The 26743-nt window shown below is 46.6% G+C and carries 16 protein-coding genes; 11 read left to right on the top strand and 5 right to left on the bottom strand.

The window, feature by feature from the left end:
* Positions 1–54 precede the first annotated feature (54 nt).
* Entirely contained in the window at positions 55–771 is a 717-nt protein-coding gene (gene arcA, locus VA249_RS02210; protein WP_211915394.1) for a two-component system response regulator ArcA, read from the top strand.
* 69 nt (positions 772–840) lie between these two features.
* On the opposite strand, the gene VA249_RS02205 is transcribed toward arcA, so the two are convergent.
* The 3 genes from VA249_RS02205 to mnmL all read right to left on the bottom strand — a co-directional run bounded on the left by VA249_RS02205 (position 841) and on the right by mnmL (position 4907).
* Positions 841–1290 carry a putative periplasmic lipoprotein gene (locus tag VA249_RS02205; protein WP_221068660.1) on the bottom strand — a complete coding sequence of 150 codons (450 nt, stop codon included), beginning with the start codon at positions 1288–1290 and terminating at the stop codon, positions 841–843.
* Between the two features lies 1 nt (position 1291).
* Positions 1292–3643 carry an aerobic respiration two-component sensor histidine kinase ArcB gene (arcB, locus tag VA249_RS02200; protein WP_420864273.1) on the bottom strand — a complete coding sequence of 784 codons (2352 nt, stop codon included), beginning with the start codon at positions 3641–3643 and terminating at the stop codon, positions 1292–1294.
* 319 nt (positions 3644–3962) lie between these two features.
* Positions 3963–4907, bottom strand: coding sequence for a tRNA modification radical SAM protein MnmL/YtqA (mnmL, locus tag VA249_RS02195; protein ID WP_211915397.1), 945 nt, complete (start codon positions 4905–4907; stop codon positions 3963–3965).
* Positions 4908–5459: 552 nt separating this feature from the next.
* Between mnmL and gltB (VA249_RS02190) the strand changes: the two genes are divergently transcribed.
* The 10 genes from gltB (VA249_RS02190) to VA249_RS02145 all read left to right on the top strand — a co-directional run bounded on the left by gltB (VA249_RS02190) (position 5460) and on the right by VA249_RS02145 (position 22587).
* Positions 5460–10010 carry a glutamate synthase large subunit gene (gene gltB, locus VA249_RS02190; protein WP_221068658.1) on the top strand — a complete coding sequence of 1517 codons (4551 nt, stop codon included), beginning with the start codon at positions 5460–5462 and terminating at the stop codon, positions 10008–10010.
* Entirely contained in the window at positions 10010–11479 is a 1470-nt protein-coding gene (locus VA249_RS02185) for a glutamate synthase subunit beta (RefSeq protein ID WP_221068657.1), read from the top strand. The genes gltB (VA249_RS02190) and VA249_RS02185 overlap by 1 nt, the downstream gene beginning before the upstream one ends.
* A 452-nt stretch (positions 11480–11931) precedes the next feature.
* Positions 11932–16395, top strand: a complete 4464-nt coding sequence (gltB, locus tag VA249_RS02180; protein ID WP_221068656.1) for a glutamate synthase large subunit — start codon at positions 11932–11934, stop codon at positions 16393–16395.
* A gap of 20 nt (positions 16396–16415) precedes the next feature.
* Positions 16416–17828, top strand: a complete 1413-nt coding sequence (locus VA249_RS02175; protein WP_221068654.1) for an FAD-dependent oxidoreductase — start codon at positions 16416–16418, stop codon at positions 17826–17828.
* A gap of 90 nt (positions 17829–17918) precedes the next feature.
* Positions 17919–18347 carry a DUF1499 domain-containing protein gene (locus tag VA249_RS02170; RefSeq protein WP_221068652.1) on the top strand — a complete coding sequence of 143 codons (429 nt, stop codon included), beginning with the start codon at positions 17919–17921 and terminating at the stop codon, positions 18345–18347.
* A 65-nt stretch (positions 18348–18412) separates the two neighbouring features.
* On the top strand, positions 18413–19108 hold the full coding sequence (mtnN, locus tag VA249_RS02165; protein WP_221068651.1) for a 5'-methylthioadenosine/S-adenosylhomocysteine nucleosidase: 696 nt from the start codon (positions 18413–18415) through the stop codon (positions 19106–19108).
* A gap of 14 nt (positions 19109–19122) precedes the next feature.
* Complete coding sequence (locus VA249_RS02160) at positions 19123–20076, top strand: cobalamin biosynthesis family protein (RefSeq protein ID WP_221068648.1); 954 nt, start codon at positions 19123–19125, stop codon at positions 20074–20076.
* Positions 20076–20900, top strand: a complete 825-nt coding sequence (btuF, locus tag VA249_RS02155; RefSeq protein WP_221068647.1) for a vitamin B12 ABC transporter substrate-binding protein BtuF — start codon at positions 20076–20078, stop codon at positions 20898–20900. Before VA249_RS02160 ends, btuF begins: the two co-directional genes overlap by 1 nt.
* 76 nt (positions 20901–20976) lie before the next feature.
* Positions 20977–21597, top strand: a complete 621-nt coding sequence (locus VA249_RS02150; RefSeq protein ID WP_128811657.1) for a TRIC cation channel family protein — start codon at positions 20977–20979, stop codon at positions 21595–21597.
* Positions 21598–21726: 129 nt separating this feature from the next.
* Positions 21727–22587, top strand: a complete 861-nt coding sequence (locus VA249_RS02145; RefSeq protein WP_221068646.1) for a LysR family transcriptional regulator — start codon at positions 21727–21729, stop codon at positions 22585–22587.
* On the opposite strand, the gene VA249_RS02140 is transcribed toward VA249_RS02145, so the two are convergent.
* Positions 22523–23302 carry a TSUP family transporter gene (locus VA249_RS02140; RefSeq protein WP_221068645.1) on the bottom strand — a complete coding sequence of 260 codons (780 nt, stop codon included), beginning with the start codon at positions 23300–23302 and terminating at the stop codon, positions 22523–22525. The two genes, VA249_RS02145 and VA249_RS02140, sit on opposite strands and share 65 nt — an antisense overlap.
* Before the next feature lie 200 nt (positions 23303–23502).
* Positions 23503–26736, bottom strand: a complete 3234-nt coding sequence (carB, locus tag VA249_RS02135; RefSeq protein WP_221068644.1) for a carbamoyl-phosphate synthase large subunit — start codon at positions 26734–26736, stop codon at positions 23503–23505.
* Between the last annotated feature and the right edge of the window lie 7 nt (positions 26737–26743).

The following is a 26743-nucleotide window of genomic DNA, read 5'->3' as shown; positions in this document are numbered from 1 at the left end:
TTGCCTAGAATTTATTCTATTAGCACAATTTTGTCACAAATTTAGGTACCGCCAATGCAAACCCCGCAGATTCTTATCGTTGAAGATGAGCAAGTAACTCGTAACACTCTTAAGAGTATTTTTGAAGCAGAGGGATACGCTGTTTTTGAAGCCAGTGACGGCGAAGAAATGCACCGAGTATTGTCTGAAAATACAATCAACTTGGTGATCATGGACATTAATCTTCCAGGCAAAAACGGTCTGCTGTTAGCTCGTGAACTTCGTGAGCAAGCGAACATCGCTCTAATGTTCCTAACGGGTCGTGACAACGAAGTGGACAAGATCCTAGGTCTTGAAATTGGTGCTGATGATTACATCACCAAACCATTTAACCCACGTGAACTGACTATCCGTGCGCGCAACTTGCTAAGCCGCTCAATGAGCACGAATGCAGTACAAGAAGAAAAACGCTCTGTAGAGAAATACGTATTCAACGGTTGGGTTCTAGACATCAACAGCCGCTCTCTTGTTAGCCCTGCTGGTGAAAGCTACAAACTGCCTCGCTCAGAGTTCCGTGCACTACTGCACTTCTGTGAGAACCCAGGTAAGATTCAAACTCGTGCAGATCTTCTTAAGAAGATGACTGGCCGTGAACTTAAACCTCACGACCGCACAGTAGACGTAACTATTCGTCGTATTCGTAAGCACTTCGAATCTGTATCAGGTACACCAGAAATCATCGCGACAATTCACGGTGAAGGTTACCGCTTCTGTGGCGATCTAGAAGACTAATCTGCCCAGTACAAACAACAAGGGCTTGCTCAATGAGCAAGCCCTTTTTCTATCTGCTGTTTGACGGTTCTAGTAAACCTTGTCGATCTTAATGCCTTTCTCGACTAACCAACCTTTGTTACCTGCATCATCGAGTAGCAGCGCTAGATCAACGCGCTTTTCCATATCGGCTTCAATCTGCCATACGAATGCAACTTCCCATTGATTTTCTGTGTGAGTGCGCAACTCGAGTAAGTCACCGTCGATCTCCCACTCGGAATCCCCTTGCTTAATGATCAAGGTATCAACAGTTAGGTTAGCTGGAAGTTCACTATTCGCTTGCAAGTACAATGCACCATGGACATTCTGCTCTTGTACTTCTCCGATAGTCGGCATCAAGTTTACCCAAAGGTTACTTTTTAGCTCTACATTCACTTTGTTTATCGTGGTTTGACTATCTTCATGCCACGCCACTTGAGGCGTGGTACTACAACCACCCAGCAATGCTATGGCTAATGCTACCGATGCAAATTTTTTCATGTTACTTCCTCTGTTCCAACCAACTTTTTAAGACTTGAATATCGTTTTGATACTCGTTTTTTATTTCCTCTACCCAATCAGAAATGTTTTCCCACCAAGCAGGCATATCGGGTGATTGCGCTTTCTGTGCAACGCTTTGAATGTGTTTAAGGCCGATCGATCCTGCCGCACCTTTTATTTTATGCGCTTCGGAAACAATACCCTCTTGATCTTTGGCCATCATATTGGAGTCCAAAACATCAATATAGTCAGGCATCATTTTTTCAAACATATTGATGCTATCGTAAACAGGTTTTACGCCGACGATGTCTACATAAGACTCTAACATATCCAGATCGAGCAAATGTGTATTAATCATAGGTGATGAGACAACAACACTCTCTTCAACCTCATCGGAGATCGAAGTAACCATCGGTTTGCTCTCATCATTTTGTAAAAGAAACTTATCAATGACGGTTTGAATTGCTTGAACGGCCAATGGTTTACTGATCACATCATCCATACCATTATCCAAGTACTCACGACGCTCTTTCACCACATTGGCCGTAAGTGCAACCAACGGCGGTAAAGTGTCGTAATGCTCTCGATAGTAGTTTGCAACATCAAAGCCAGTCATATCGGGCAGCTGAATATCCAGCAAAACTAAGTCATATTCTTCTGGAACAAAGTTCACCAGTGCCTCTTTACCTGTCATTGCGACAGTCACGGAATGACCTAAACTTTCAAGTAACGATTTAGCAACCGTAACATTCAGCTCAATATCTTCCACCATGAAGATATTCAGGTGCACGCTCTCGCGTTTAACATCAATGGCAGGTGCTTGTTGTTCAACAACAGGGATGTGGATAGACACCGTAAAGGTACTGCCAAACCCCTCTTCACTCGCGACGGTAATTTCACCATCCATCATATTGATCAACTGCTGAGACACCGCTAAGCCGATGCCTGTACCTACCGCATGTAAATTGTCTTTGCCTGACTTCACTTGATAGTACATGGCAAAAATCTTATCGAGTTCTTCTTCCGGGATGCCGATACCGGTATCTTCAACTTCCATAATGATGGTCGCGTAATCTTCATCGACTTCTGCGCTGACGGTCATGACCACACCGCCCTCTTTGGTAAATTTCATCGCGTTACTAACAAGATTCCAAATGACTTGACGCAAACGCGTCGCATCCACTTCGATAACCTGTGGTAGAGCGCTCAAGCGTTCTAAATCAAAGCGTAGCCCTTTTTGCTCCGCCATCAGTGCGGAAATACTTTCTATCTCCGCGACAAAATCTTCAAAGTTAAGTGGGGCTGGCAACAGTTCCAGCTTTCGACGATCAAACTTATCCATATCGATAATGTCATTGAAGATATTACCGAGCGTGATTGCGCTGACATTGATGGTTTGCATGTGTTTGCGTTGCTCTTCCGTAAGTTGACTATCGAGCAACATTCGACTCAAACCCACAATACCATTTAAAGGGGTACGCAGTTCATGACTAATGGTTGAGATAAAAGTGGTTTTGTCACGACTGGCTTTCTCTAATGACTCTTCATGGCGCTTGCGTTCCGTAATGTCGCGTCCAAAGCCGACCAAACCAAGGTGGCGGCCATCTTTGCTGTAAAAAGGCACTTTACGCAGCTCAAAGTAATGTTTACGGCCATCAGGGTAATCAAGCCACTGCTCATAAGTGATCGCTTGATTATCATCGAACACTTTCTGGTCTGTATCGACGATATGCTCTGCGACTTCTTTGCTATAGACATCCCATGGGCTTAACCCGACGAGTTGATGTTCTTTCTTACCGGTTAACTCTTCCATTGCTCGGTTACAGCCAGAAAAAACGCCATCCGCATTTCGGTAATAAATCAGATCGGGCGACGCATCAATAAAAGAGCGAAGCAGCGCAGTACGCTCAGCTAATTCAACCTGTGTACGCTCACGTTGAAAGACCTCATTCTCAAGATCTTGCATCGCTTCTTCACGGCCTTCTTCTGCCTTAATTCGTTCTTCGATCTCTTGGTTCAATTTTTCAATGTTTTGTTGCAACTGAAAGTTCAACTCTTGATCGCGTGAGCGCATGTCTTTCAGCTTCGATACCAATTTGGTCAAACGTTGACGGGATTCTTCCAGTTGATCAACCACAACGGAAAGAAAATACACCGCCCAAGGCGTGATCAATAGGCCAAAAAAGACCGAACGAACCAAGTCGATATCACCCACACTACCTTGCAGTGCTAGAGTAATACCCACCTGAACAACAACGGCCAAAGCCACCAGCGCTAATGCAAGTAAAATTGAGAAACGGACAATCCCCAGCTTAACAAGTAGATCAACATAATACTGGGCGAGATTTTTCATGGGCTTCATTCACTACTCCATGGAATAAGCATGACAAAGAGCCCTGAACCTTTGATTGAGATAGGCATCCATCTGTGTCTGAATTTGACACATTCTGTTTGATTCTCTGGATGATACGATGAAGAACTAACACGCTTCAGGGCCAGCGCAAGAGTTCACTCAAGTCCACGCAGTGTAACGTGTTTAATACTTGAGTTTAAACAGTCTGTGATCAACTTATAGCAAATGGTCACAAAGCAAGCGTCTAAATAACGGAAAGTATGAATTCGCTTTGTATATAAAAAGAGCGAGGCATACATCGACGCTCGCTCTCGTTGGATTATTCAGATTTTAGTTCAGGCTTGGTATAGAGAAACGCATCACCATTCAAACTGCCTTGGGCACCCTCTCGATCAAGCGCTCGTCCTATCTCCGTCATCGCCAACCAGCGGTTTTCACACCATAGAGGAGAGAGCAAAGTTGGACGACGGGCAGCAGAAGATACTCGATGGTAAACCACCTCTTTGGGTGTCATACGAATCAACTCACTGGCGATCGCAACGTATTCTTCAAGCTCTGGCGCTTCCAGTTTTCCTGCTCGCCACGCTTTCGCCATCGTACTACCCTCAACGATATGCAGCCCATGAAGCTTAATACCATCTGTACCCACTTCTAACACTTTACGCAGCGTGTCGACGTTGTCATCTCGAGTCTCTTTTGGTAGGCCGACAATCAGGTGAGTACACACTTTAATGCCTAGTGCCCGAGCACGTTTGGTAATTTCTGCGTAACACTCGAAGTCATGACCACGGTTGATGCGCTTGAGCGTATTGTTGTTCGCCGTTTGCAGCCCCAGTTCTAACCAAATTTCATAGCCTTGGTTTACATAGCCAGAGAGCAAATCTAATACTGCATCAGGAACACAATCGGGACGCGTCCCCACGCATAAACCCACAATATCAGCGGCTTTCAGTGCCTCTTCATACATGTTCTTAAGCACTTGAACTTCTGCATAGGTACTGGTGTAAGCCTGAAAATATGCAAGGTACTTTTTCGCACGGTGAATCTCACCAGCTCGATCCTTTAATTGATCATGAATACTTTGGATCTGCACCTCTTCGTCCGCAAACGAAGCAACATTACAAAATGTACAACCGCCTCGACCAATCGTGCCGTCGCGGTTTGGGCAGCTAAAGCCACCGTGTAAAGTCAACTTATGAACTTTCTCGCCATAACGACGCTGAAGATCTTGGCCAAGCGTATTGACCAATTCATGTAACTGCATAGATTCTCACCAATAGTAAACCGTAATAAATCTCACTACGATTAGTGTAACTAAATTACATCCCTGCAAGAAAAAACAGGCAATTCTAATCAATTCAAACAAACACGGAACGGTACGAAATCAATAAAACTGCATAAAACCAATTCAAAACCGGCATTGTTGCGCAAATGTTAAACAAAAAATGCATAATTAAACGAAAAATTTGGGTCACAAAAGCGACTTTTCATTGCAATCGGAAGTCACAAAATTGTAGGATACTTACACAAAGCAGTCGTTTTTTTAGATTTTATTACACTATCAACGACAAGATTTGTCGGCGTTATCCCGCCCCCACCTATATAAGTCACTAAATTGTGACAATAAACTAAGGGATATCACCAAGGATTGTTTTTCTCGCAATACTTTTCCTGCGAGATACGGAAAGGAATCAAAACCGGCCAACCTAGGTCGGTTTCGAATCATAAATATAAAGGACAAGACGTACAGAACGTACAAGACAGCCAAGATCTGTCTGGAATTCTTGCGTCGACATTGAACTGGAAGGATGTATCTATGGTAGATAGAGAGCAAAATTCACAGGGTCTGTACACTCCGGAGCTGGAGCATGACGCTTGTGGTATCGGTTTTGTTGCTCACCTTAAAAACCGTAAATCTCATGAAGTAGTGACTCAAGCACTAGATATGCTGGCTCGCATGGAACACCGTGGTGGTCAAGGCTGCGACCCATGCAGCGGTGATGGTGCGGGTATCTTGCTACAAAAACCTCATGAATTCCTATTAGAAGAAGCCGTTAAGCTAGGCATTAAACTGCCTTCATTTGAAAAGTATGGTGTTGGTGTCGTTCTTTTCCCGAAAGACGAATACAAACGCGAACAATGCCGAGATATTCTAGAACGCAACGCACAGCGTCTAGACCTTGAAGTTATCGGCTACCGCGTTTTGCCAACCGACAACTCAATGATCGGTGCTGACCCGCTAAGCACTGAGCCTCAGTTTGAGCATGTGTTTATCTCTGGTGGCCCTGGCATCACACCTGAAGAGCTAGAACGCAAACTGTACGTACTTCGTAACTACACAGTGCGAGTTTGCCTAGAAAGCGTTTCGAACATTGGTGACGACTTCTACATTAACTCCATGTCTTACAAGACATTGGTGTACAAAGGTCAGTTAACAACCGAGCAAGTACCTCAGTATTTCCTTGATCTGCAAAACCCAACCATGGTGACTGCACTGGCACTGGTACACTCTCGTTTCTCTACCAATACCTTCCCGAAATGGCGTCTTGCACAGCCTTTCCGTTACATTGCCCACAACGGTGAGATCAATACAGTTCGCGGTAACTTGAACTGGATGAAAGCCCGTGAAGCAATCTTAGAATCAGACCTATTTACTCAGGCTGAAATCGACATGCTTCTTCCAATCTGTCAGGAAGGCAGCTCGGATTCATCTAACTTTGACATGGCACTTGAGCTCCTCGTTCTTTCTGGTCGTAGCCTGCCACACGCATTGATGATGATGATCCCGGAAGCATGGCAAGAAAACAAAAACATGGACCCTAAACGTCGCGCGTTCTATCAGTACCACGCGAACATCATGGAACCATGGGATGGTCCTGCTTCAGTATGTTTTACTGATGGTGTTCAAGTTGGTGCGACACTAGACCGTAACGGTTTGCGCCCTTCTCGCTACACAGTGACCAAAGACAACTTCCTCGTAATGGCATCAGAATCTGGTGTTGTGGATATTGAGCCAGAGAACGTTGAGTTCCGTGGTCGTCTACAACCAGGTCGTATCTTCGTTGCAGACCTAGAGCAAGGTCGCATCATCTCTGATGAAGAAGTGAAAGACACCATCGCAACAGCGCAGCCTTATGAGAAGTGGGTAGAAGAAAACCTACTGAGCTTGAAGAAACTGCCAGATGCGAGCAACCAGTTCAGCCAACCTTCTCCAGAGCGTTTGCTACACCGTCAACAAGCTTTCGGTGTGAGCACTGAAGAAGTAAACGAAATCATCGTTCCAATGGCGAATGATGCGAAAGAGCCATTATCAGCAATGGGTGCCGACTGGCCTCTTGCGGTTCTATCTCATCAGTCACAGCATCTTTCAAACTACTTCAAGCAGCTGTTTGCACAGGTAACTAACCCACCGATCGACCCGATCCGTGAGCGTATGGTTATGTCGCTGAACACCTACTTGGGTAAAGACCAAAACCTTCTGACTGAAACACCACTTCACTGTCAGAAAGTCGAATTAGAATCGCCTGTTTTGGCGAACTCTGAGCTTGAAAAACTGCGTGCGATCGATAACGAGCACCTACAAGCGAAGACGTTGGATATCGTGTTCCAAGCCAATGAAGATGAAGGCAAGCTTGAGCGTGCACTAAAACGTATCTGCCAATACGCAGAAGACGCGGTTATCGATGGTTACTCAATCATCCTTCTAACTGACCGTGCAGTGAACTCAAACCACGCGGCGATCCCTGCAATGCTGGCAGTTGGTGCCGTGCACCACCACTTGATCCGCAAAGGTCTACGTGCGAAGTGTGACATCGTGGTTGAAACCGGTGACGCGCGTGAAACACACCACTTTGCAACGCTACTTGGTTACGGTGCGAATGCGGTTAACCCTTACCTAGTGATTGAAACCATCATTGAACTTCAACGTACGAAGAAGTTGGATCCAGAAGCGAACCCTCGCGATCTGTTCAACAACTACCGTAAAGCGATCAATGGCGGTCTTCTGAAGATCTTCTCGAAAATGGGTATTTCAACGCTTCAGTCGTACCACGGCGCGCAAATCTTCGAAGCTTTGGGTATCCACAAATCAGTGGTAGACAAGTACTTCACCGGTACCGTTTCGCGCATTCAAGGTCTAACACTAGACGACATTGCGAAAGAAGTGCTGATCCGTCACCGTATCGGTTACCCACAACGCGAAATCCCAATCCAAATGCTGGATGTTGGCGGTGTTTACCAATGGAAACAGCGTGGTGAAAAGCATCTGTTCAACCCAGAAACCATTTCTCTACTGCAGGAGTCTACGCGTAACAAGAACTACGAACAGTTCAAGCAATACGCAACAGCGGTCGATAAGCAAGGTGACAACGCGGTAACCCTGCGTAGCCAACTTGAGTTTATTAAGAACCCAGCAGGTTCCATCTCTATCGACGAAGTCGAGCCAATTGAAAGCATCGTGAAACGTTTCGCGACGGGTGCGATGTCATTCGGCTCTATCTCTTACGAAGCCCACTCAACACTGGCTGTTGCGATGAACCGCCTTGGCGCGAAATCGAACTCTGGTGAGGGCGGTGAAGACCCAATGCGTTTCGAGCGCAAAGAGAACGGCGATTGGGAACGCTCTGCAATCAAGCAGGTAGCTTCAGGTCGTTTCGGCGTAACCTCTTACTACCTAACTAATGCGGAAGAGCTGCAAATCAAAATGGCTCAAGGTGCGAAGCCAGGTGAAGGTGGTCAGCTACCAGGTGATAAAGTAGATGATTGGATCGGGGCAACACGTCACTCGACTCCAGGCGTTGGCCTTATCTCGCCACCGCCACACCACGATATCTATTCAATCGAAGATTTGGCTCAGCTGATCTACGACTTGAAGAACGCCAACCGCGCTGGTCGTGTGAACGTGAAGCTAGTATCAGAAGCTGGCGTAGGTACGATCGCTTCTGGTGTCGCGAAAGCGAAAGCGGACGTTGTGCTTATCGCAGGTTTCGACGGCGGTACGGGTGCATCTCCAATGTCTTCAATCCGCCATACTGGTCTGCCTTGGGAGCTTGGCTTGGCAGAAACGCACCAAACGCTACTGAAGAACGGTCTGCGTAACCGTATCGTGGTTCAAGCGGACGGCCAGATGAAGACACCTCGCGACCTTGCAGTGGCAACACTACTAGGTGCAGAAGAATGGGGCGTGGCAACCGCAGCCCTAGTGGTTGAGGGTTGTATCATGATGCGTAAGTGCCATAAGAACACTTGCCCAGTTGGTATCGCAACTCAGAACAAGACACTTCGCGAACGCTTTGATGGTCGCGTAGAAGATGTCGTAACTTTCTTCCAGTACATGGCACAAGGTCTCCGTGAAATCATGGCTGAACTTGGTTTCCGTACGATCGACGAAATGGTTGGTCAAGGACAGAAACTAAAAGTTCGCCAAGATGTATCTCATTGGAAATACAAGAATCTTGACCTATCACCAGTTCTTCACGTTGAACAAGCGCGCGAAGCGGATGGCGTGTTCAATCAAACACAGCAAAACCACAACTTAGAAGATGTCTTGGATCGCAAACTGATTCAAGCCGCCATTCCTGCACTAGAGAAAGGTGAAGCGGTAAATGCCGAGTTCCCAATCGTTAATACGGACCGCTCTGCGGGTACTATGCTGTCGAACGAAATCTCGAAAGTCTACAAAGACGCAGGCCTGCCTCAACCAATGAACGTTAAGTTCAAAGGCTCTGCGGGTCAGTCATTTGGCGCATTCCTAGCAAAAGGGGTGAAGTTCGAAGTGGAAGGTGATGCCAACGACTACTGGGGTAAAGGCTTGTCCGGCGGCACGCTAGTGCTATACCCAGATGCGAAGTCGAGCATTGTCGCGGAAGACAACATCGTGGTTGGTAACGTATGTTTCTACGGCGCAACTTCAGGTGAGTCTTTCATTCGCGGTATGGCTGGTGAACGTTTCTGTGTTCGTAACTCAGGTGCGAAAGTCGTCGTCGAAGGTGTTGGTGACCACGGTTGTGAATACATGACTGGCGGTGCTGCGATAATCCTTGGCTCAACAGGTCGTAACTTTGCAGCCGGCATGAGTGGCGGTGTCGCATACGTATGGGATAAATCAGGTGACTTTGAGTCAAAACTAAACTCAGAGTTGGTTGACCTAGACCCTATCGAGCAAGAAGACAGAGATCTATTACTCGACATGCTAACCAAGCATGTTCAATTCACAGGAAGTGAAGTCGCTCAGTCTTTCCTAGACAACTTTGAAGCAAGCTTAGCCTCTATGGTTAAGGTGATGCCGCGTGATTACAAAGCAGTACTTCAAAAGCGTAAAGCTGAAGCGCAGTCTCAAGGAAACGAAACTCAAGCGGAGGCAGTATAATGGGTAAGCCTACTGGATTTTTAGAACATGGTCGTGAACTGCCACAGAAGATCGACCCAGCTGAACGCATTAAGAACAACAAAGAATTTGTTCTGAACAAGGAGTTTGGTGACAAGATCAATACTCAGGCTTCTCGTTGTATGGATTGTGGTGTGCCGTTTTGTCATAACGGCTGCCCTATCGGTAACATCATCCCAGAGTTTAATGACGCGGTTTATCGTGATAGCTGGGAAGAGGCATGGAACATTCTAAGCTCGACTAATAACTTCCCTGAGTTTACTGGTCGTGTGTGTCCAGCTCCATGTGAGAGTGCTTGTGTACTAGGCATCAACCAAGATCCAATCACGATTTGTAACATCGAGAAGACCATCGTAGAAACGGCGTACCGTGAAGGGTACGCCAAACCAAAAACACCACGCTCTCGCACAGGCAAAACTGTTGCGATCATCGGTTCAGGTCCTGCAGGTCTTGCGGCTGCCGAGCAACTAAATAGCGCTGGTCATACTGTGACTGTATTCGAGCGAGACGAGAAAGTGGGTGGTCTACTGCGTTTTGGTATCCCAGACTTCAAACTGGGTATGGATGTGATTGACCGCAAAATCAACTTGATGGCAGAAGCGGGTATCGAATTCAAAGTTAACCAACATGTTGGTGTTGATGTGAATGCTCAGCAGCTGCGTCAAGAGTTCGATGTAGTTCTACTAACGGGTGGCTCAACCGTACCTCGTGATTTACCCGTTCCAGGTCGTGAACTAAAAGGGGTTCACTTCGCAATGGAATTCCTAGGTCAAAACAACCGCCGTGCCAACGACATGGATCTTAAAGGTGAAGAACTTCACGCCGCGGGTAAACACGTTGTCGTTATCGGTGGTGGTGATACGGGTTCTGACTGTGTAGGTACATCAAACCGCCATGGCGCAGCAAGCATCACTCAGGTTGAAATCATGCCGATTCCACCAGAGAAACGCCCTGCAAATATGCCATGGCCACAGTACCCGATGATCCTACGTACTTCGACGTCTCATGAAGAAGGTGTTGATCGTCACTGGAACATCCTAACCAAAGAGTTCATCGGCAATGACAAAGGTGAAGTCACTGGTCTTCGTTTAGCTGATATCGTTTGGCAAGATGCGAAACCTGGCGAGCGCCCAAGCTTCAAAGAAGTTGAAGGCAGCGAGCGTGTGATCCCATGTGATATGGCATTCCTAGCGATGGGCTTCCTGCACCCAGAACCAACAGGTGTGCTTGCTCAACTGGATGTCGCTTTAGATGATCGCGGCAACGTAGCAACTCAAGGCTTTGCGACGAATCAAGAAGGCGTATTTGCTGCTGGTGATATGCGAACAGGCCAATCTCTGGTTGTTCGTTGTATCAACGAAGGGCGTGAATGTGCTCGTGCTATCGATGACTATCTCATGGGTAGTACAAACCTAGAAGCAAAAGCAGATTCACTGATGCTTTCTGCGTAAAGGGAGTGTTCTCACTTCCTCTTTCTGAGTATTAAATCCAACCATCAACAGTATCGATGGTTGGTAGCGAAGAAAGAAAACAGTTCTTTCCAGTCTTTTTATTTTGACCAGCATTTGATGCTGGTCTTTTTTTATTCACGCAAAATCAAATGTTGCATTTTTGTAACGGTTAATTTTTTATCTTACTGATATAAAACAATAAATTTAGCCAAATAAACGGTAAATCGCATATTGGCGCGATGATTCACTAATAACTTGACCTTCTTTACCATAAGCTATAGCTTGTGAAGTTAGTGCAAATAAAACGCGCAGATTTTGTTAAAATAACTTACAGCTTTTATTGCATGTATACTCATTAAATCATAAAAATGACGCATAGTTAGTCATCGTTATCAACTCGCGTAGTGTTGATATATCTGTCGGGATGGCAGATAAGCAAAGGGAGAATTGCAATGGCTCTTTATGATCCAAGTCTTGAGAAAGACAACTGTGGATTTGGCTTAATCGCACACATGGAAGGTGAGCAAAGTCACAAGCTGGTTCGTACAGCAATTTCTGCACTTGACCGCATGACCCACCGCGGAGGTATCGCCGCCGATGGGAAAACAGGTGATGGCTGCGGACTTCTTCTACAAAAGCCCGATTCTTATTTGCGTCTTATTGCCGAAGAAAACGGCTACAATCTTGGTAAACAATACGCCATAGGGATGATCTTCTTTAGCCAAGACCCTGTAAAAGCACAGATTTCTAAAGACATTATTAATAAAGAGCTCGCCCAAGAGACCTTAACCGTCGCAGGCTGGCGCGAGGTCCCAACCAATTCTGAAGTCCTCGGTCCTATCGCCGCCGATTCACTTCCCAATATTCAGCAAGTCTTTATTTCTGCACCAGCAGGTTGGCGCGAGCGTGACATTGAACGTCGACTTTACATTGCTCGCCGTCGCATCGAGAAACAAATCACAGAAGATCCTGATTTCTACATTTGTAGCCTATCGACACAAGTACTGGTCTACAAAGGTCTGTGCATGCCTGCGGACTTACCGCGCTTCTATCTTGATCTTGCTGATCTACGCATGGAGTCTGCTATCTGCCTGTTCCATCAGCGCTTTTCAACCAACACTCAACCTCGTTGGCCTCTGGCTCAACCGTTCCGCTACCTCGCTCATAATGGTGAGATCAACACCATTGAAGGTAACCGCCAATGGGCGCGAGCTCGTGCTTACAAGTTTTCATCGCCACTGTTGCCAGATCTTCAAACTGCAGCACCATTTGTTAACGAGACGGGTTCAGACTCTTCGAGCCTAGATAACATGTTGGATCTGTTCCTCTCTGGCGGGATGGATATTTTCCGAGCCATGCGCATGCTTGTGCCACCAGCATGGCAAAATCATCCAGACATGGATCCGGATCTACGTGCGTTCTATGACTTCAACTCCAAGCACATGGAGCCATGGGATGGCCCGGCTGGCATCGTACTGTCCGATGGCCGTTACGCTGCCTGTAACTTAGATCGTAACGGGCTGCGCCCTGCACGCTATGTGATCACCAAAGATAAATTCATTACCTTAGCTTCTGAGGTTGGCATTTGGGATTATGCGCCCGATGAAGTAGCCGAAAAAGGCCGAGTGGGCCCAGGCGAACTGTTGGTTGTCGATACACGCAAAGGCAAACTTTGGCAATCAAGTGAGATCGATAACGATCTGAAGTCTCGCCACCCTTATCGCGAATGGATGGAAAACAACGTTCGTAAACTCACGCCTTTTTCTCAGCTACCTGAAGATCAAGTGGGCGAACGCAGCTTTGACGAAGACTTGCTTAAGACTTACCAAAAGCAATTTGCCATGAGCAATGAAGAAGTCGATCAAGTACTGCGTGTCCTTGGCGATATGGGACAGGAAGCGGTCGGTTCTATGGGTGATGACACACCAATGGCCGTTCTATCTTCTAAAGAGCGTTTAATTACCGACTATTTTCGTCAGAAGTTCGCTCAGGTAACCAACCCGCCAATCGATCCTCTGCGTGAAAAACACGTGATGTCATTGGCGACCAGCATCGGTCAGGAGATGAATGTCTTCTGCGAAACCGATGGTCACGCCTACCGAGTGACTTTCGATTCACCGGTATTGCTTTACTCAGACATGCAGCAGTTACTCGAACTTGGAGACGATCACTACCGTAATACCATTCTCGATATCAACTACGATCCACAGCAGAAAGATCTCAAACAAGCCATTGATGATTTGTGCGACCAAGCCGAACAAGTGGTGCGTGAGGGGACGGTTCTCGTGGTGTTATCGGATCGTGCTTTAGTCAAAGGCAAGCTACCAATCCCTGCTGCCATGGCAGTTGGCGCGGTTCAAACTCGTCTGATCGATGCAAACTTACGCTGTGATGCCAACATTGTTGTTGAGACCGCCACAGCACGTGACCCGCACCAATTTGCCGTCTTGCTTGGCTTTGGTGCCACTGCAGTTTATCCATACCTTGCTTATGAAGCATTAGGTAAGCTGATTGATGATAAAGCGCTAGAAAAAGACTATCGCGATGTGATGCAAAACTACCAACACGGCATCAACAAAGGTCTTTACAAGATCATGTCGAAAATGGGGATCTCGACCATCGCCTCTTACCGCTGTTCACAACTGTTTGAAGCGGTTGGCTTGAGCCAAAAACTGGTCGACTTGTGCTTTAAAGGCGTAACGACTCGAATTGAAGGGGCAAGCTTCGAAGACTTCCAACAAGATTTATACAACCTTTCTCGTAAAGCATGGGCAAAACGCAAAGCCATTGAGCATGGTGGCTTATTGAAATACGTCCACAATGGTGAATACCACGCCTACAACCCTGACGTAGTAAGCACACTGCAAACCGCGGTGAAATCAGGTAAAAGTAGCGATTACCACAGTTTTGCTAAGCAGGTAAATCAGCGACCTATTTCCATGCTGCGTGACCTAATGGCACTGAAAAAATCAGGCTCCCCGCTACCTTTAGAGCAAATTGAGCCTAACACTGAACTCTTTAAACGCTTTGATTCTGCGGCGATGTCCATTGGCGCACTCAGCCCAGAAGCGCACGAAGCATTAGCGATGGCGATGAACCGTCTTGGCGGTCACTCAAACTCAGGCGAGGGTGGTGAAGATCCACGCCGCTTCGGTACAGAACGTAACTCGCGCATCAAGCAAATTGCATCGGGACGATTTGGCGTAACGCCTCATTACCTAACTAATGCGGATGTACTGCAAATCAAGGTGGCCCAGGGGGCGAAACCAGGCGAAGGTGGTCAGTTACCAGGACACAAAGTTACGGCAGAAATCGCTAAACTGCGTTATTCGGTACAAGGGGTCACTCTGATCTCCCCTCCTCCGCACCACGATATTTATTCGATTGAGGATTTAGCTCAGTTGATCTTCGACCTTAAACAAGTCAATCCAAATGCCCTGGTTTCGGTGAAGCTAGTCTCTGAGCCAGGCGTCGGCACCATTGCAACGGGTGTAGCCAAAGCTTACGCTGATCTCATTACTATCTCTGGGTACGACGGCGGCACCGCAGCAAGTCCACTAACTTCAGTGAAATACGCCGGTAGCCCTTGGGAACTAGGACTGGCAGAGACACAACAAGCGCTGGTAGCGAATGGTTTGCGCCATAAGATCCGCCTGCAAGTAGATGGTGGTCTAAAAACCGGTCTAGACGTGGTGAAAGCGGCGATTCTCGGTGCGGAAAGCTTCGGGTTTGGTACGGCGCCAATGGTGGCAATGGGTTGTAAGTTCTTACGTATTTGTCACCTCAACAACTGTGCTACTGGGGTTGCGACTCAAGACGAGACGCTGCGTAAAGAGTACTTCAAAGGTCTGCCAGAAATGGTGATGAACTACTTCATTGGTCTGGCGGACGAAGTGCGCGGATTGCTTGCTGAACTTGGCGTTGAGAAACTGACGGACTTAATTGGTCGTACAGATTTGTTGGAAACCGTTGATGGTCTAACAGCGAAACAAACCAAGTTGGACCTGTCTAATATCCTTGAGGCTCCAGTCTCTCCAGAGGGGCTTCCTCTTTACTGGACGCAGCCAAACAAACCATTTGATAAAGCAGAACTAAACAACAAAATCATAGAAGATGCGTTGCAAGCGGTTGAGAAACGCCAATCTGCTAGCTTTTTCTACAACGTGATCAACACTGACCGTTCCGTAGGTGCCCGCCTATCGGGAGAAATTGCTCAGCGTTACGGTAACCAAGGCTTGGCGGCAACGCCAATCAAGTTGTACCTAGATGGAACCGCAGGGCAATCCTTTGGCGTTTGGAACGCGGGTGGCGTAGAACTTTACCTCACAGGTGATGCGAACGACTACGTCGGTAAAGGCATGGCTGGTGGTAAAGTGGTTATCAAGCCACACCAAGGCACGACATTTAAGTGTAATGAAGCGACCATCATTGGTAACACCTGTCTGTACGGGGCAACTGGCGGTAAGCTATTTGCGGCAGGTAAAGCAGGTGAGCGTTTCGGCGTGCGAAACTCGGGCACAATTGCCGTCATTGAAGGTGCAGGCGATAACGCTTGTGAGTATATGACGGGCGGTATTGTTGCCATTCTTGGCGCGACAGGCGTGAACTTCGGCGCGGGTATGACCGGCGGCTTTGCTTACGTATTGGATGAGAACCAAGACTTCCAAGGTCGCGTGAACCACGAATCAGTTGAAGCGATTTCTCTGTCGGATCTCTACATCCATCAAGAACATTTACGCGGTCTGATTGCCGAACATCTTGAAGAAACCGGCTCTAGCCACGCAGAAGATATCTTAGCGAACTTTGATGAATGGATTCCAAAGTTCTACTTAGTGAAACCACAAGCAGCGGACTTACGCACGCTACTTGGTCACCAGAGTCGCAGTGCCGCAGAACTGCGCGTTCAAGCCCAGTAATCATGGAGGATGTTTGAATCATGAGCCAGAACGTTTATCAATTTATCGATGTTCAACGCGTAGATCCTGCGAAGAAACCCATCAAAATTCGTAAGATCGAGTTCGTTGAAATCTATGAACCGTTTACCAGGCAGCAAGCAACCGCACAAGCCGATCGCTGCTTGGATTGTGGTAACCCATATTGTGAATGGAAGTGCCCAGTCCACAACTATATCCCTCAATGGCTGAAACTGGCTAATGAGGGCCGTATTCTTGAAGCCGCAGAACTTTCACACCAAACCAACAGCTTGCCTGAGGTTTGCGGCCGAGTCTGTCCACAAGATCGCTTGTGTGAGGGTTCCTGCACTTTAAATGACGACTTTGGTGCAGTCACCATAGGCAACATTGAAAAGTACATTACCGACAAAGCTTTCGAGATGGGTTGGAAGCCAGATATGTCCAAAGTGGAGTGGACCGACAAAAAGGTGGCCATTATTGGCGCTGGCCCAGCAGGACTTGCTGCGGCTGATGTATTAATACGTAATGGCGTAAAACCCGTAGTATTTGATCGCTATCCAGAAATTGGCGGCCTACTTACTTTCGGTATTCCATCATTCAAGTTGGAGAAAGGTGTGATGGAAAACCGTCGCCGTATTTTCTCTGAAATGGGCATTGAATTTCGCATGAACGTGGAAGTGGGCAAAGATGTACAAATGCAAGAATTACTTGATGAGTACGATGCGATCTTCTTAGGTGTTGGCACCTATAAATATATGCGGGCTGGATTAGAAAACGAAACCGCACCCGGTGTTTACGATGCTCTGCCATTCTTGATTTCAAATACCTACAAAGTAATGAATTTAGAGCACAACCAACCTTTTATCGACATGGCGAAACAACGCGTTGTGGTATTGGGTGGTGGTGATACCGCCATGGACTGTGTTCGTACCTCTATCCGCCAAGGGGCGTCAAACGTTGTATGTGCTTACCGCCGTGATGAAGCCAACATGCCTGGTTCTCGTCGTGAAGTAAAAAATGCCAAAGAAGAAGGCGTGAAGTTCATGTTCAACTTGCAACCGCTCGGGATTGAAGTGGATGCTCTAGGTCACGTATCAGGAGTGAAAGTCGTAAAGACCGCGCTCGGTGAACCTGATGACGCGGGTCGTCGCCGTCCGGAACCCGTCGAAGGCAGCGAGCACGTTCTACCGGCAGACGTCGTGATCATGGCGTTTGGTTTCCAACCACACAAAATGGAATGGTTAACACCGTTTGATGTCGATTTAGATCAATGGGGTCGTATCAAAGCCCCTGCGAAGCAAGAATTCCAATTCCAGACCAGCAACGAAAAGATCTTCGCTGGCGGTGATGCGGTACGAGGCTCTGATCTGGTCGTCACTGCCATTGATGAGGGCCGAAAAGCGGCAGATGGCATTCTCGATTATCTCGAAGTTTAATCACAGCTAACATCTCAAAAAGGATCTTATTGTTGGATCCTTTTTTCTTTTATTACATATAATTAAATTCCTAATATAAGGAATAGAATCATGAAAAAAGCCGCTCTCCTTTCTATCACTTTGCTCGGCTTAACTGCTTGCAGCCAAGGAATAACAACCATGACCGATCGCTCTCTATCACCTTGTGGTGACAAACCAAACTGCGTTTCAACCCAAGACTCCCGTGAAGAACACAACCTTACGCCGTTCACTCTAAATGATTCTGTTACCATCGAAGCGATTGAACAAGTCGCTCTAAAACTCCCTGGAGCCAAAACCGCTGTGAAAGATGATAACTATCTACGTATTGAATGCACATCCAAGATCATGCGTTTTGTGGACGACTTAGAGTTGAAAATTGAGGGCGATAAGTTGATTGTTCGTTCTGAATCACGAGTGGGTTACTCTGATTTTGGTGTGAACCGCAAGCGTGCCGATCAATTACGTTCACTGTTAACGAATGCTGAGTTAATCAAATAACGATCACATGTTGGTACAGAGTGGTATACTCTCGCCAACGTAAATTTTTATCGAAAGAGAGTGTTATGAAAGTTGGTATCATCGGTGCAATGGAACAAGAAGTCACCATCCTGAAAGAAGCTATGACAAACTGCCAAACCGTAAACAAAGCAGGTTGTACGTTTTTCTCTGGTCAAATCAACAACGTTGATGTGGTACTGCTTCAGTCTGGGATCGGTAAAGTAGCGGCAGCAGTCGGCACAACCATTCTGCTAGACGAATACCAACCAGATGTAGTGATCAACACCGGCTCAGCGGGTGGTTTTGACTCAAGCCTAAACCTAGGCGATGTCGTTATCTCGACTGAAGTTCGTCATCACGATGCAGACGTCACCGCATTTGGCTACGAAATCGGTCAAATGGCAGGTCAACCGGCTGCATTCAAAGCAGATGAAAAACTCATGGACCTTGCTGAAAAAGCACTGGCTCAAATGGAAAATACTCACGCAGTTCGCGGCCTTATTTGTACTGGTGATGCGTTTGTTTGCACTGCAGAGCGTCAAGAGTTCATTTGTAAACACTTCCCATCTGTTATCGCAGTAGAGATGGAAGCTTCAGCTATTGCGCAAACTTGTCACCAGTTCAACACGCCATTCGTGGTTGTTCGTGCTATTTCTGACGTAGCAGACAAAGAATCGCCAATGAGCTTCGAAGAATTCCTACCGCTAGCAGCGAAAAGCTCTTCAGAAATGGTGTTCAAAATGTTGGAACTGACTAAGTAAGTCTCTCAGATTTCATGGAAGAAACCTTTCAGCAATTTTATGCCAATGGTGCGCTCCTCGTCATGTGGGGCGCCTTGTTATTTCACCTGCTTATCCCCATTCCTCACTCTGCTCACCCAGTGACGCTTTGGCATAAATTCGCCGAACAACTGGCGAGCAAAGTTAATAACAACCACAGCTACTCACAAAGCATTCTCTCTGGCGGACTCGCACTTCTTCTCATGCTTGTGCCTTGCTTGATATTACTGCTCGCGATGAAGCCCTTAGTTTGGCAAGCGCCTTTATTTGAGCTGGCATTACTGCTTATTGCTCTTGACTGGCGAAACAACGAATCACTGGCGAAACAACTCGTCACCGCAATGTCGAAAGAGAACAAAGCACAGTGCCGAGCGCTACTCAAACCTTACCTTAACCGCGATACAGAGAGCTTGTCGCTATTAGGGATTGGCAAAGCAGGCGCTGAGACCATCATCATGGGCTACGGACGTAACGTTGTGTGCGTATTGTTCTGGTACGGATTGACTGGTGGAATTGGCGCTCTGATGTATCGCCTTACAGCTGAACTTGCTCGAGCGTGGTCGCCGAGTCGTCGTCAATATTCCCCATTTGGTAAGCCGGTAATTAAATTAACAGCTGCGCTAGAAATCATTCCATTACGATTATTCGCAATGTTCATTGGTGTGGGTAAAAACGTATCAAGTATTTTCACGTCCATGATTCAACAAGCGAAATCTTGGCCACTTCCAGGGCCAGCTTGGTTGTTGTGCTCAATTGGTAGCAAGCTTCAATTATCACTTGGCGGCCCTGCGTTATATCAAGGACTGCGAGCCGAACGTGCAAAACTTGGTGGTCGTATTGCACCATCAGCCATTCATCTCGCGCAAATCCAAACACTGATAGTTTGGCGTATCTTTGCTTGGATAATTATCCAAAGCCTAATTCTCGGATTCATTTATCAAGGACTATAATGAAAAATCTTTGCTTTGCCCTTCCTCTTATCTTCTCAGCTGTTTCTTTCGCCAATGAACCTGTTCAACGAGTCATCAGCCTAGCGCCACATGCAACAGAAATCGCCTATGCAGCTGGTCTTGGAGACAAGCTGATTGCGGTCAGTGAGATGAGTGACTACCCCGAGCAAGCCAAAGACCTAGAAAAAGTATCAAACTATCAAGGCATTAAACTCGAACGCATCATCGCCCTTCAACCCGATTTAGTTATCGCTTGGCCTGCAGGTAATCCAGCCAAAGAACTCGATAAACTCAAGCAGTTTGGCATTCCGATTTACTACTCAACCACGGGTTCGCTTGAAGACATCGCTAAAAATATCGAACAGTTAAGCCTGTACAGTGAGAAACCCGAAGTTGGTCAAAAAGCGGCAGCATCGTTTCGAGCACAATTAGAAGCACTAAAAGAAAAATACAATACCGAAGATAAAGTCAGTTATTTCTATCAACTCAGTGAAAAACCAATCATCACTGTGGCAGGAAAAAACTGGCCAAGTGAAGTTTTTACATTTTGTGGTGGCAACAACATCTTTGCCAAGGGCAATGCCCCCTACCCACAAGTGAGCATAGAGCAAGTCATCACTCGTCAACCTGAAGTCCTGTTTACATCACGGCATGCAATGAGCCATGATGGAATGTGGGTAACATGGAAAGATGAGATTCCTGCACTCAAAAATAGCCATACTTGGACGCTCAACTCCGACTGGATTAACCGTCCAACCCCCAGAACTTTAAACGCGATCACAGAGGTGTGTGAACACTTTGAAAGCGTAAGGCAAAAACGCTAACGTTTTCGTCGGAAATCCCGTAAAATTTCCGTCCAATTTTTGTTCCCCACAATTTGTTTATAAGGTACCAAGTAACATGGACTCCATGCTGCTTTATATGATCGATTTATTCGGTACTGCTGTCTTTGCGGTTTCTGGCGTTTTGCTCGCAGGCCGACTAAAGATGGATCCTTTCGGCGTTATCGTTCTCGGTTGTGTCACAGCCATCGGAGGTGGCACGATTCGCGATATGGCTCTCGGCGCAACCCCTGTATTCTGGATTACTGATACCACGTATCTTTGGGTCATTTTCATCACCTGTTTACTCACCATGATATTGGTACGCCGTCCCAAGCGCCTTTCTTGGTGGGTGTTGCCCGTTTGTGATGCGATAGGCCTAGCAGTATTCGTTGGGATTGGTGTTGAGAAAGCCCTCGCTTACAACGCGTCAGGTATGGTTGCAGTTATCATGGGCGTCATTACTGGCTGTGGTGGCGGTATCATTCGTGATGTTCTGGCTCGCGAAGTCCCGATGGTACTGAGAAGCGAGGTCTATGCGACGGCGTGTATCATTGGTGGTATTTTCCATACTACAGCGTTGACTATGGGATATGACCATTCTGCTGCACTCTTGGCCGGTGTCATTTCAACATTAGTGATCCGCCTCGGCGCTATTCGCTGGCACTTATCTTTACCGACCTTTGCCATTAATCGCTAATAACTCGCAAACCCATTCACTAAAAAGAGCCAATATGAAATGGCTCTTTTTTGTTTCTATAAACACCATTCGCTTCTGACTTAAAGCTTGTTTATATTGGGCTATCATTCCCAACATTCATGGATAAGCATGTTATTGGAAAGCATTGAAACACTCTTGGTTTTGAGTAAAGAAAAAACCATGAGTCATACAGGCAGCCAACTCTACATTAGTCAATCGGCCGTAAGTAAACGAATTGCTAATTTAGAAAAGAAACTGGGTAAAAAACTGATTGAACCACATGGCCGTCACATCAAACTGACTTCCGACGCCATTGCTCTTATCCGTACGATCGAACCCACATTCAATGAGTTAAGAGGACAAATCTACGACCAGCAAGAACTGGAAGACACCTCGTTGATAAAACTCGATTGCTCTGAAACATTAGTTGCAGGCTATCTTAGTTTGATCATGGAAACCCGTTTAGTACAAGATCCTTACATTCGCATCTCAACCAATCACACGCCACGCATCGTAGAAAATGTAAAATCAGGCAGAGCAACTCTGGGCTTTTGTGCTGGCTACTTACCACCACATCATGGGCTCATGAGTTTCCATTTGGCCGATGAACCCTTTTCTATCATCAGCAAACACGCCTTAGACTCTCTGCCAACCGCTATTTTAACCAATGATTTAAGTAACCCAGCCAATACCTATCAACAAGCCGTATTGTCCAAACACAATATTCAGCCCTTAATGGAAATGGATTCATATACAGCCGCAGCCCAGTTAGCATTAGGGGGCATGGCACCCGCCCTCATACCGAAATCCATTATAAAGACGCTAAAGATTGCCCCTCAATATTGCTACGAATTTGAAGAGCTATCCTCTCTCATTCGGCCAATAAGTATTTGTTTACGACATAACGCCTACCGTAATAATCGTATTAAAACCATGATAGAAGCCATTGCTGATGTTGTTGCCAAAGAAGTTTTGCCGCCATCAACATAGACATGGTAATCACAAGTGGTCGAATCCATTTTTGCCCCTTAGTCACGACCACTTTGGCACCAAGCTGAGCACCGATAAAACCACCTACCGCCATGGTCAAACCAATTTCCCATACCGGCAAGCCAGCCAAAATGAAGAAAAGTAGCGCCGCGATGTTTGAGGTAAAGTTCAGTATTTTAGTTCGAGCAGTTGCATCAACTAACGAGAATTGACCAAGCACAACAAAACAAAGTGCAAAAATAGACCCCGTTCCCGGGCCAAAAAAACCATCGTAAAAACCAACGCCACCACCAACACATAAAGCGAACATGGCTTCAGATATCTTTGGCTCATCGTTCGTCGCTTTCGAGCTTGGAGCAAGTAAAAAGTAAAGGGAAATCGCAATCAACAGCACAGGAATAAGGCTTGTTAATATACCGGCATCAATGAATTGCACCGCTTCTGCACCAATAGCTGAGCCAATAAATGTACAAGCAATGGCTAGTCGCATCTCTTTCAAGCTGACAATTCCGTTACGCACAAAGTACAAGCTAGCGGAAAAGCTTCCAAAAGAACTTTGCAGTTTATTCGTTGCTAAAGCCTGAGTTGGGCTGAGACCTGCTGCTAATAGTGCTGGAAGCGTCAGCAAACCACCTCCTCCAGCCATGGCATCAATAAAACCAGCCGCTGATGCGACAAAAAACAGAGCAATTAAAATCTCAAAAGTGATTTCCACTTATGCATCCTTGTCAAAATTTGTATCGGAAGAACCGCAACGGTAGCACTGATATCAATAAGGCCAAAAGGAAACTCGAGATATCAACCTATTCCAAATTTTCATCAATAAAATAGTGAGACAAAAAAGCCCGCTCGAATGAGCGGGCAATGAGGTTGTCATATAGGCTCTAATTAGTGAGCCTACTGATTTTTATTTGATTAAGCTTCTAAGCTCGCTTTCACTTTCGCGTGCAACTCTTGAACAGAGGTTACAGAGCTTTTCGCATCTGCGGTATGTGCCATACATGTTGCAAATGCAGCATTTAGTGTCGTGGTGTAGTTCACTTTCTCTGCTAGCGCACCGCGACGTAGAACTTTAGAATCTTCAATCGCTTGACGACCAGAAGCCGTATTTACGATGTAGGTATATTCGTTGTTCTTGATGCGGTCTAGAATGTGTGGACGGCCCTCATGTACCTTGTTTACTAAACGAGGGTTAATACCTGCTTCACCTAGAATAACCGCAGTACCGTGCGTTGCATCTAACTGGTAACCAAGTTTCGTTAGCTTAGACGCAAGGTCTACCACACGTTGCTTATCACCTTCGCGAACAGACAATAGTGCACGACCACCTTCAGGGTATACATTGCCACAGCCAAGTTCAGCTTTCGCATAAGCTTCTGCGAATGTGGTACCAACACCCATCACTTCGCCCGTTGAGCGCATTTCAGGGCCCAATAGTGGGTCAACGCCAGGGAACTTATTGAATGGCAGTACGACTTCTTTCACTGAGTAGTAAGGAGGGATAATTTCTTTCGTAAAGCCTTGAGCTTCAAGAGATTGACCCGCCATTACACGTGCAGCGATTTTCGCTAACGGTGCGCCTGTTGCTTTCGAGACAAACGGTACAGTACGAGCAGCACGAGGGTTTACTTCGATGAGGTACACTTCGTTATCTTTTACCGCAAACTGCGTGTTCATTAGACCACGTACACCCAATTCGAATGCAAGCTTCTCAACTTGCTCACGCATCTTGTCTTGGATTTCTTGGCTTAACGTGTATGCAGGAAGCGAACATGCTGAGTCACCTGAGTGAACACCCGCTTGTTCGATATGCTCCATGATACCACCGATGACTACGCGCTCACCGTCACAGATAGCATCGATATCCACTTCTGTTGCGTCATCTAAGAAGCGATCCAACAGTACTGGAGATTCGTTTGATACGCTTACCGCTTCGTTGAAGTAACGACGTAGGTCTTGCTCATCGTATACGATTTCCATTGCACGGCCACCAAGAACATATGATGGGCGAACAACAAGAGGGAAGCCGATTTCACGTGACTTCTCAACCGCTTGTTCCATCGTCGTTACTGTCGCATTTTGTGGTTGTAGAAGACCTAAACGGTCAACAGCAACTTGGAAACGCTCACGGTCTTCTGCACGGTCAATTGCATCTGGGCTAGTACCAATGATAGGTACACCAGCCGCTTCAAGTGCACGCGCTAATTTAAGTGGAGTCTGACCACCGTACTGAACGATAACGCCTTTTGGCTTCTCTACTCGAGCAATCGCTAGTACGTCTTCCAGAGTTACTGGTTCAAAGTACAGACGATCAGATGTGTCGTAGTCGGTTGAAACGGTCTCGGGGTTACAGTTAACCATGATCGTCTCGTAACCATCTTCACGTAGCGCTAGTGATGCGTGTACACAACAGTAGTCAAATTCAATACCTTGGCCGATACGGTTTGGACCGCCACCGAGGATCATAATCTTGTCTTTGTCTGAAGGATTAGCTTCACACTCCTCATCGTAAGATGAGTACATGTAAGCCGTATCAGATGAGAACTCAGCGGCACAAGTATCTACGCGCTTGTAGACTGGGTGGATGTCATATTGGTCACGTAAACGACGGATTTCACTTTCCGCAACACCGAGAATCTTAGATAGGCGCGCATCCGCAAAACCTTTGCGTTTAAGCTTGATTAACTCGTCTTTGTTTAGACCTGCAAAACCTTTCGCTTTCAGCTCTTGCTCAAGTTTAACGATGTCTTCGATTTGAACGAGGAACCAACGGTCGATTTGCGTTAGGTTGAATACGCCATCTACTGACATACCCGCACGGAATGCATCCGCGATGTACCAAATACGCTCTGCGCCTGCTTCTTTCAGCTCATGACGGATTTTCGTCAGTGCGTCTGGCGCATCTAGGTCAACCATCTCGTCAAAACCAGTAGCGCCTACTTCTAGACCGCGAAGTGCTTTTTGTAGTGACTCTTGTTGGTTACGACCAATTGCCATTACCTCACCAACTGACTTCATTTGCGTCGTTAGACGGTCGTTAGCACCAGCAAATTTCTCGAAATTAAAGCGAGGAATCTTTGTTACTACGTAGTCGATGGTTGGTTCGAATGATGCTGGCGTAGCGCCGCCAGTGATGTCGTTCATTAGCTCGTCTAGCGTAAAGCCAACTGCTAGTTTCGCTGCAATCTTAGCGATTGGGAAACCCGTTGCTTTTGAAGCTAGAGCAGAAGAGCGAGATACACGTGGGTTCATCTCGATGATAACCATACGGCCATCTTTCGGGTTGATACCAAACTGTACGTTAGAACCACCAGTTTCAACGCCAATCTCACGCAGTACTGCTAGAGATGCGTTACGCATTAGCTGGTATTCTTTGTCTGTTAGTGTTTGCGCTGGTGCAACCGTGATTGAGTCACCCGTGTGGATGCCCATTGGGTCAAAGTTTTCAATCGCACATACGATGATACAGTTGTCCGCTTTGTCACGAACCACTTCCATCTCGTACTCTTTCCAACCGATAAGAGATTCATCGATAAGAAGTTCGTTGGTTGGAGATAGGTCCAAACCACGACGACAGATTTCTTCGAACTCTTCTTTGTTGTAAGCGATACCACCGCCTGTACCACCCATCGTGAATGATGGACGGATGATACATGGGAAGCCAACCATATCTAGAACGCCGTAAGCTTCTTCCATGGTTTTAGCCGTATCCGCACGTGGACACTCAAGGCCGATAGACTTCATCGCTTTATCGAAACGAGAACGGTCTTCTGCTTTATCAATAGCGTCAGCCGTTGCACCAATCATCTCAACGCCGAATTCTTCAAGAACGCCATGCTTCTCTAGGTCTAGAGCACAGTTCAATGCTGTTTGACCGCCCATTGTAGGTAGAACTGCATCTGGCTTTTCTTTCGCGATGATGTTGCGAACCACTTCCCACTGGATTGGCTCGATATAAGTTGCATCCGCCATGTCTGGATCAGTCATGATGGTTGCAGGGTTAGAGTTCACAAGGATAACTCGGTAACCCTCTTCACGCAGTGCTTTACACGCTTGTGCGCCAGAGTAGTCAAACTCACATGCCTGACCGATAACAATCGGACCAGCACCAAGAATAAGAATACTTTGAATGTCAGTACGTTTTGGCATTATCTAC

Origin of the sequence: Vibrio alfacsensis, from assembly GCF_019670485.1 — a bacterium.
GTDB lineage: Bacteria > Pseudomonadota > Gammaproteobacteria > Enterobacterales > Vibrionaceae > Vibrio > Vibrio alfacsensis.
This window is presented reverse-complemented; position numbering and strand designations above follow the sequence as displayed.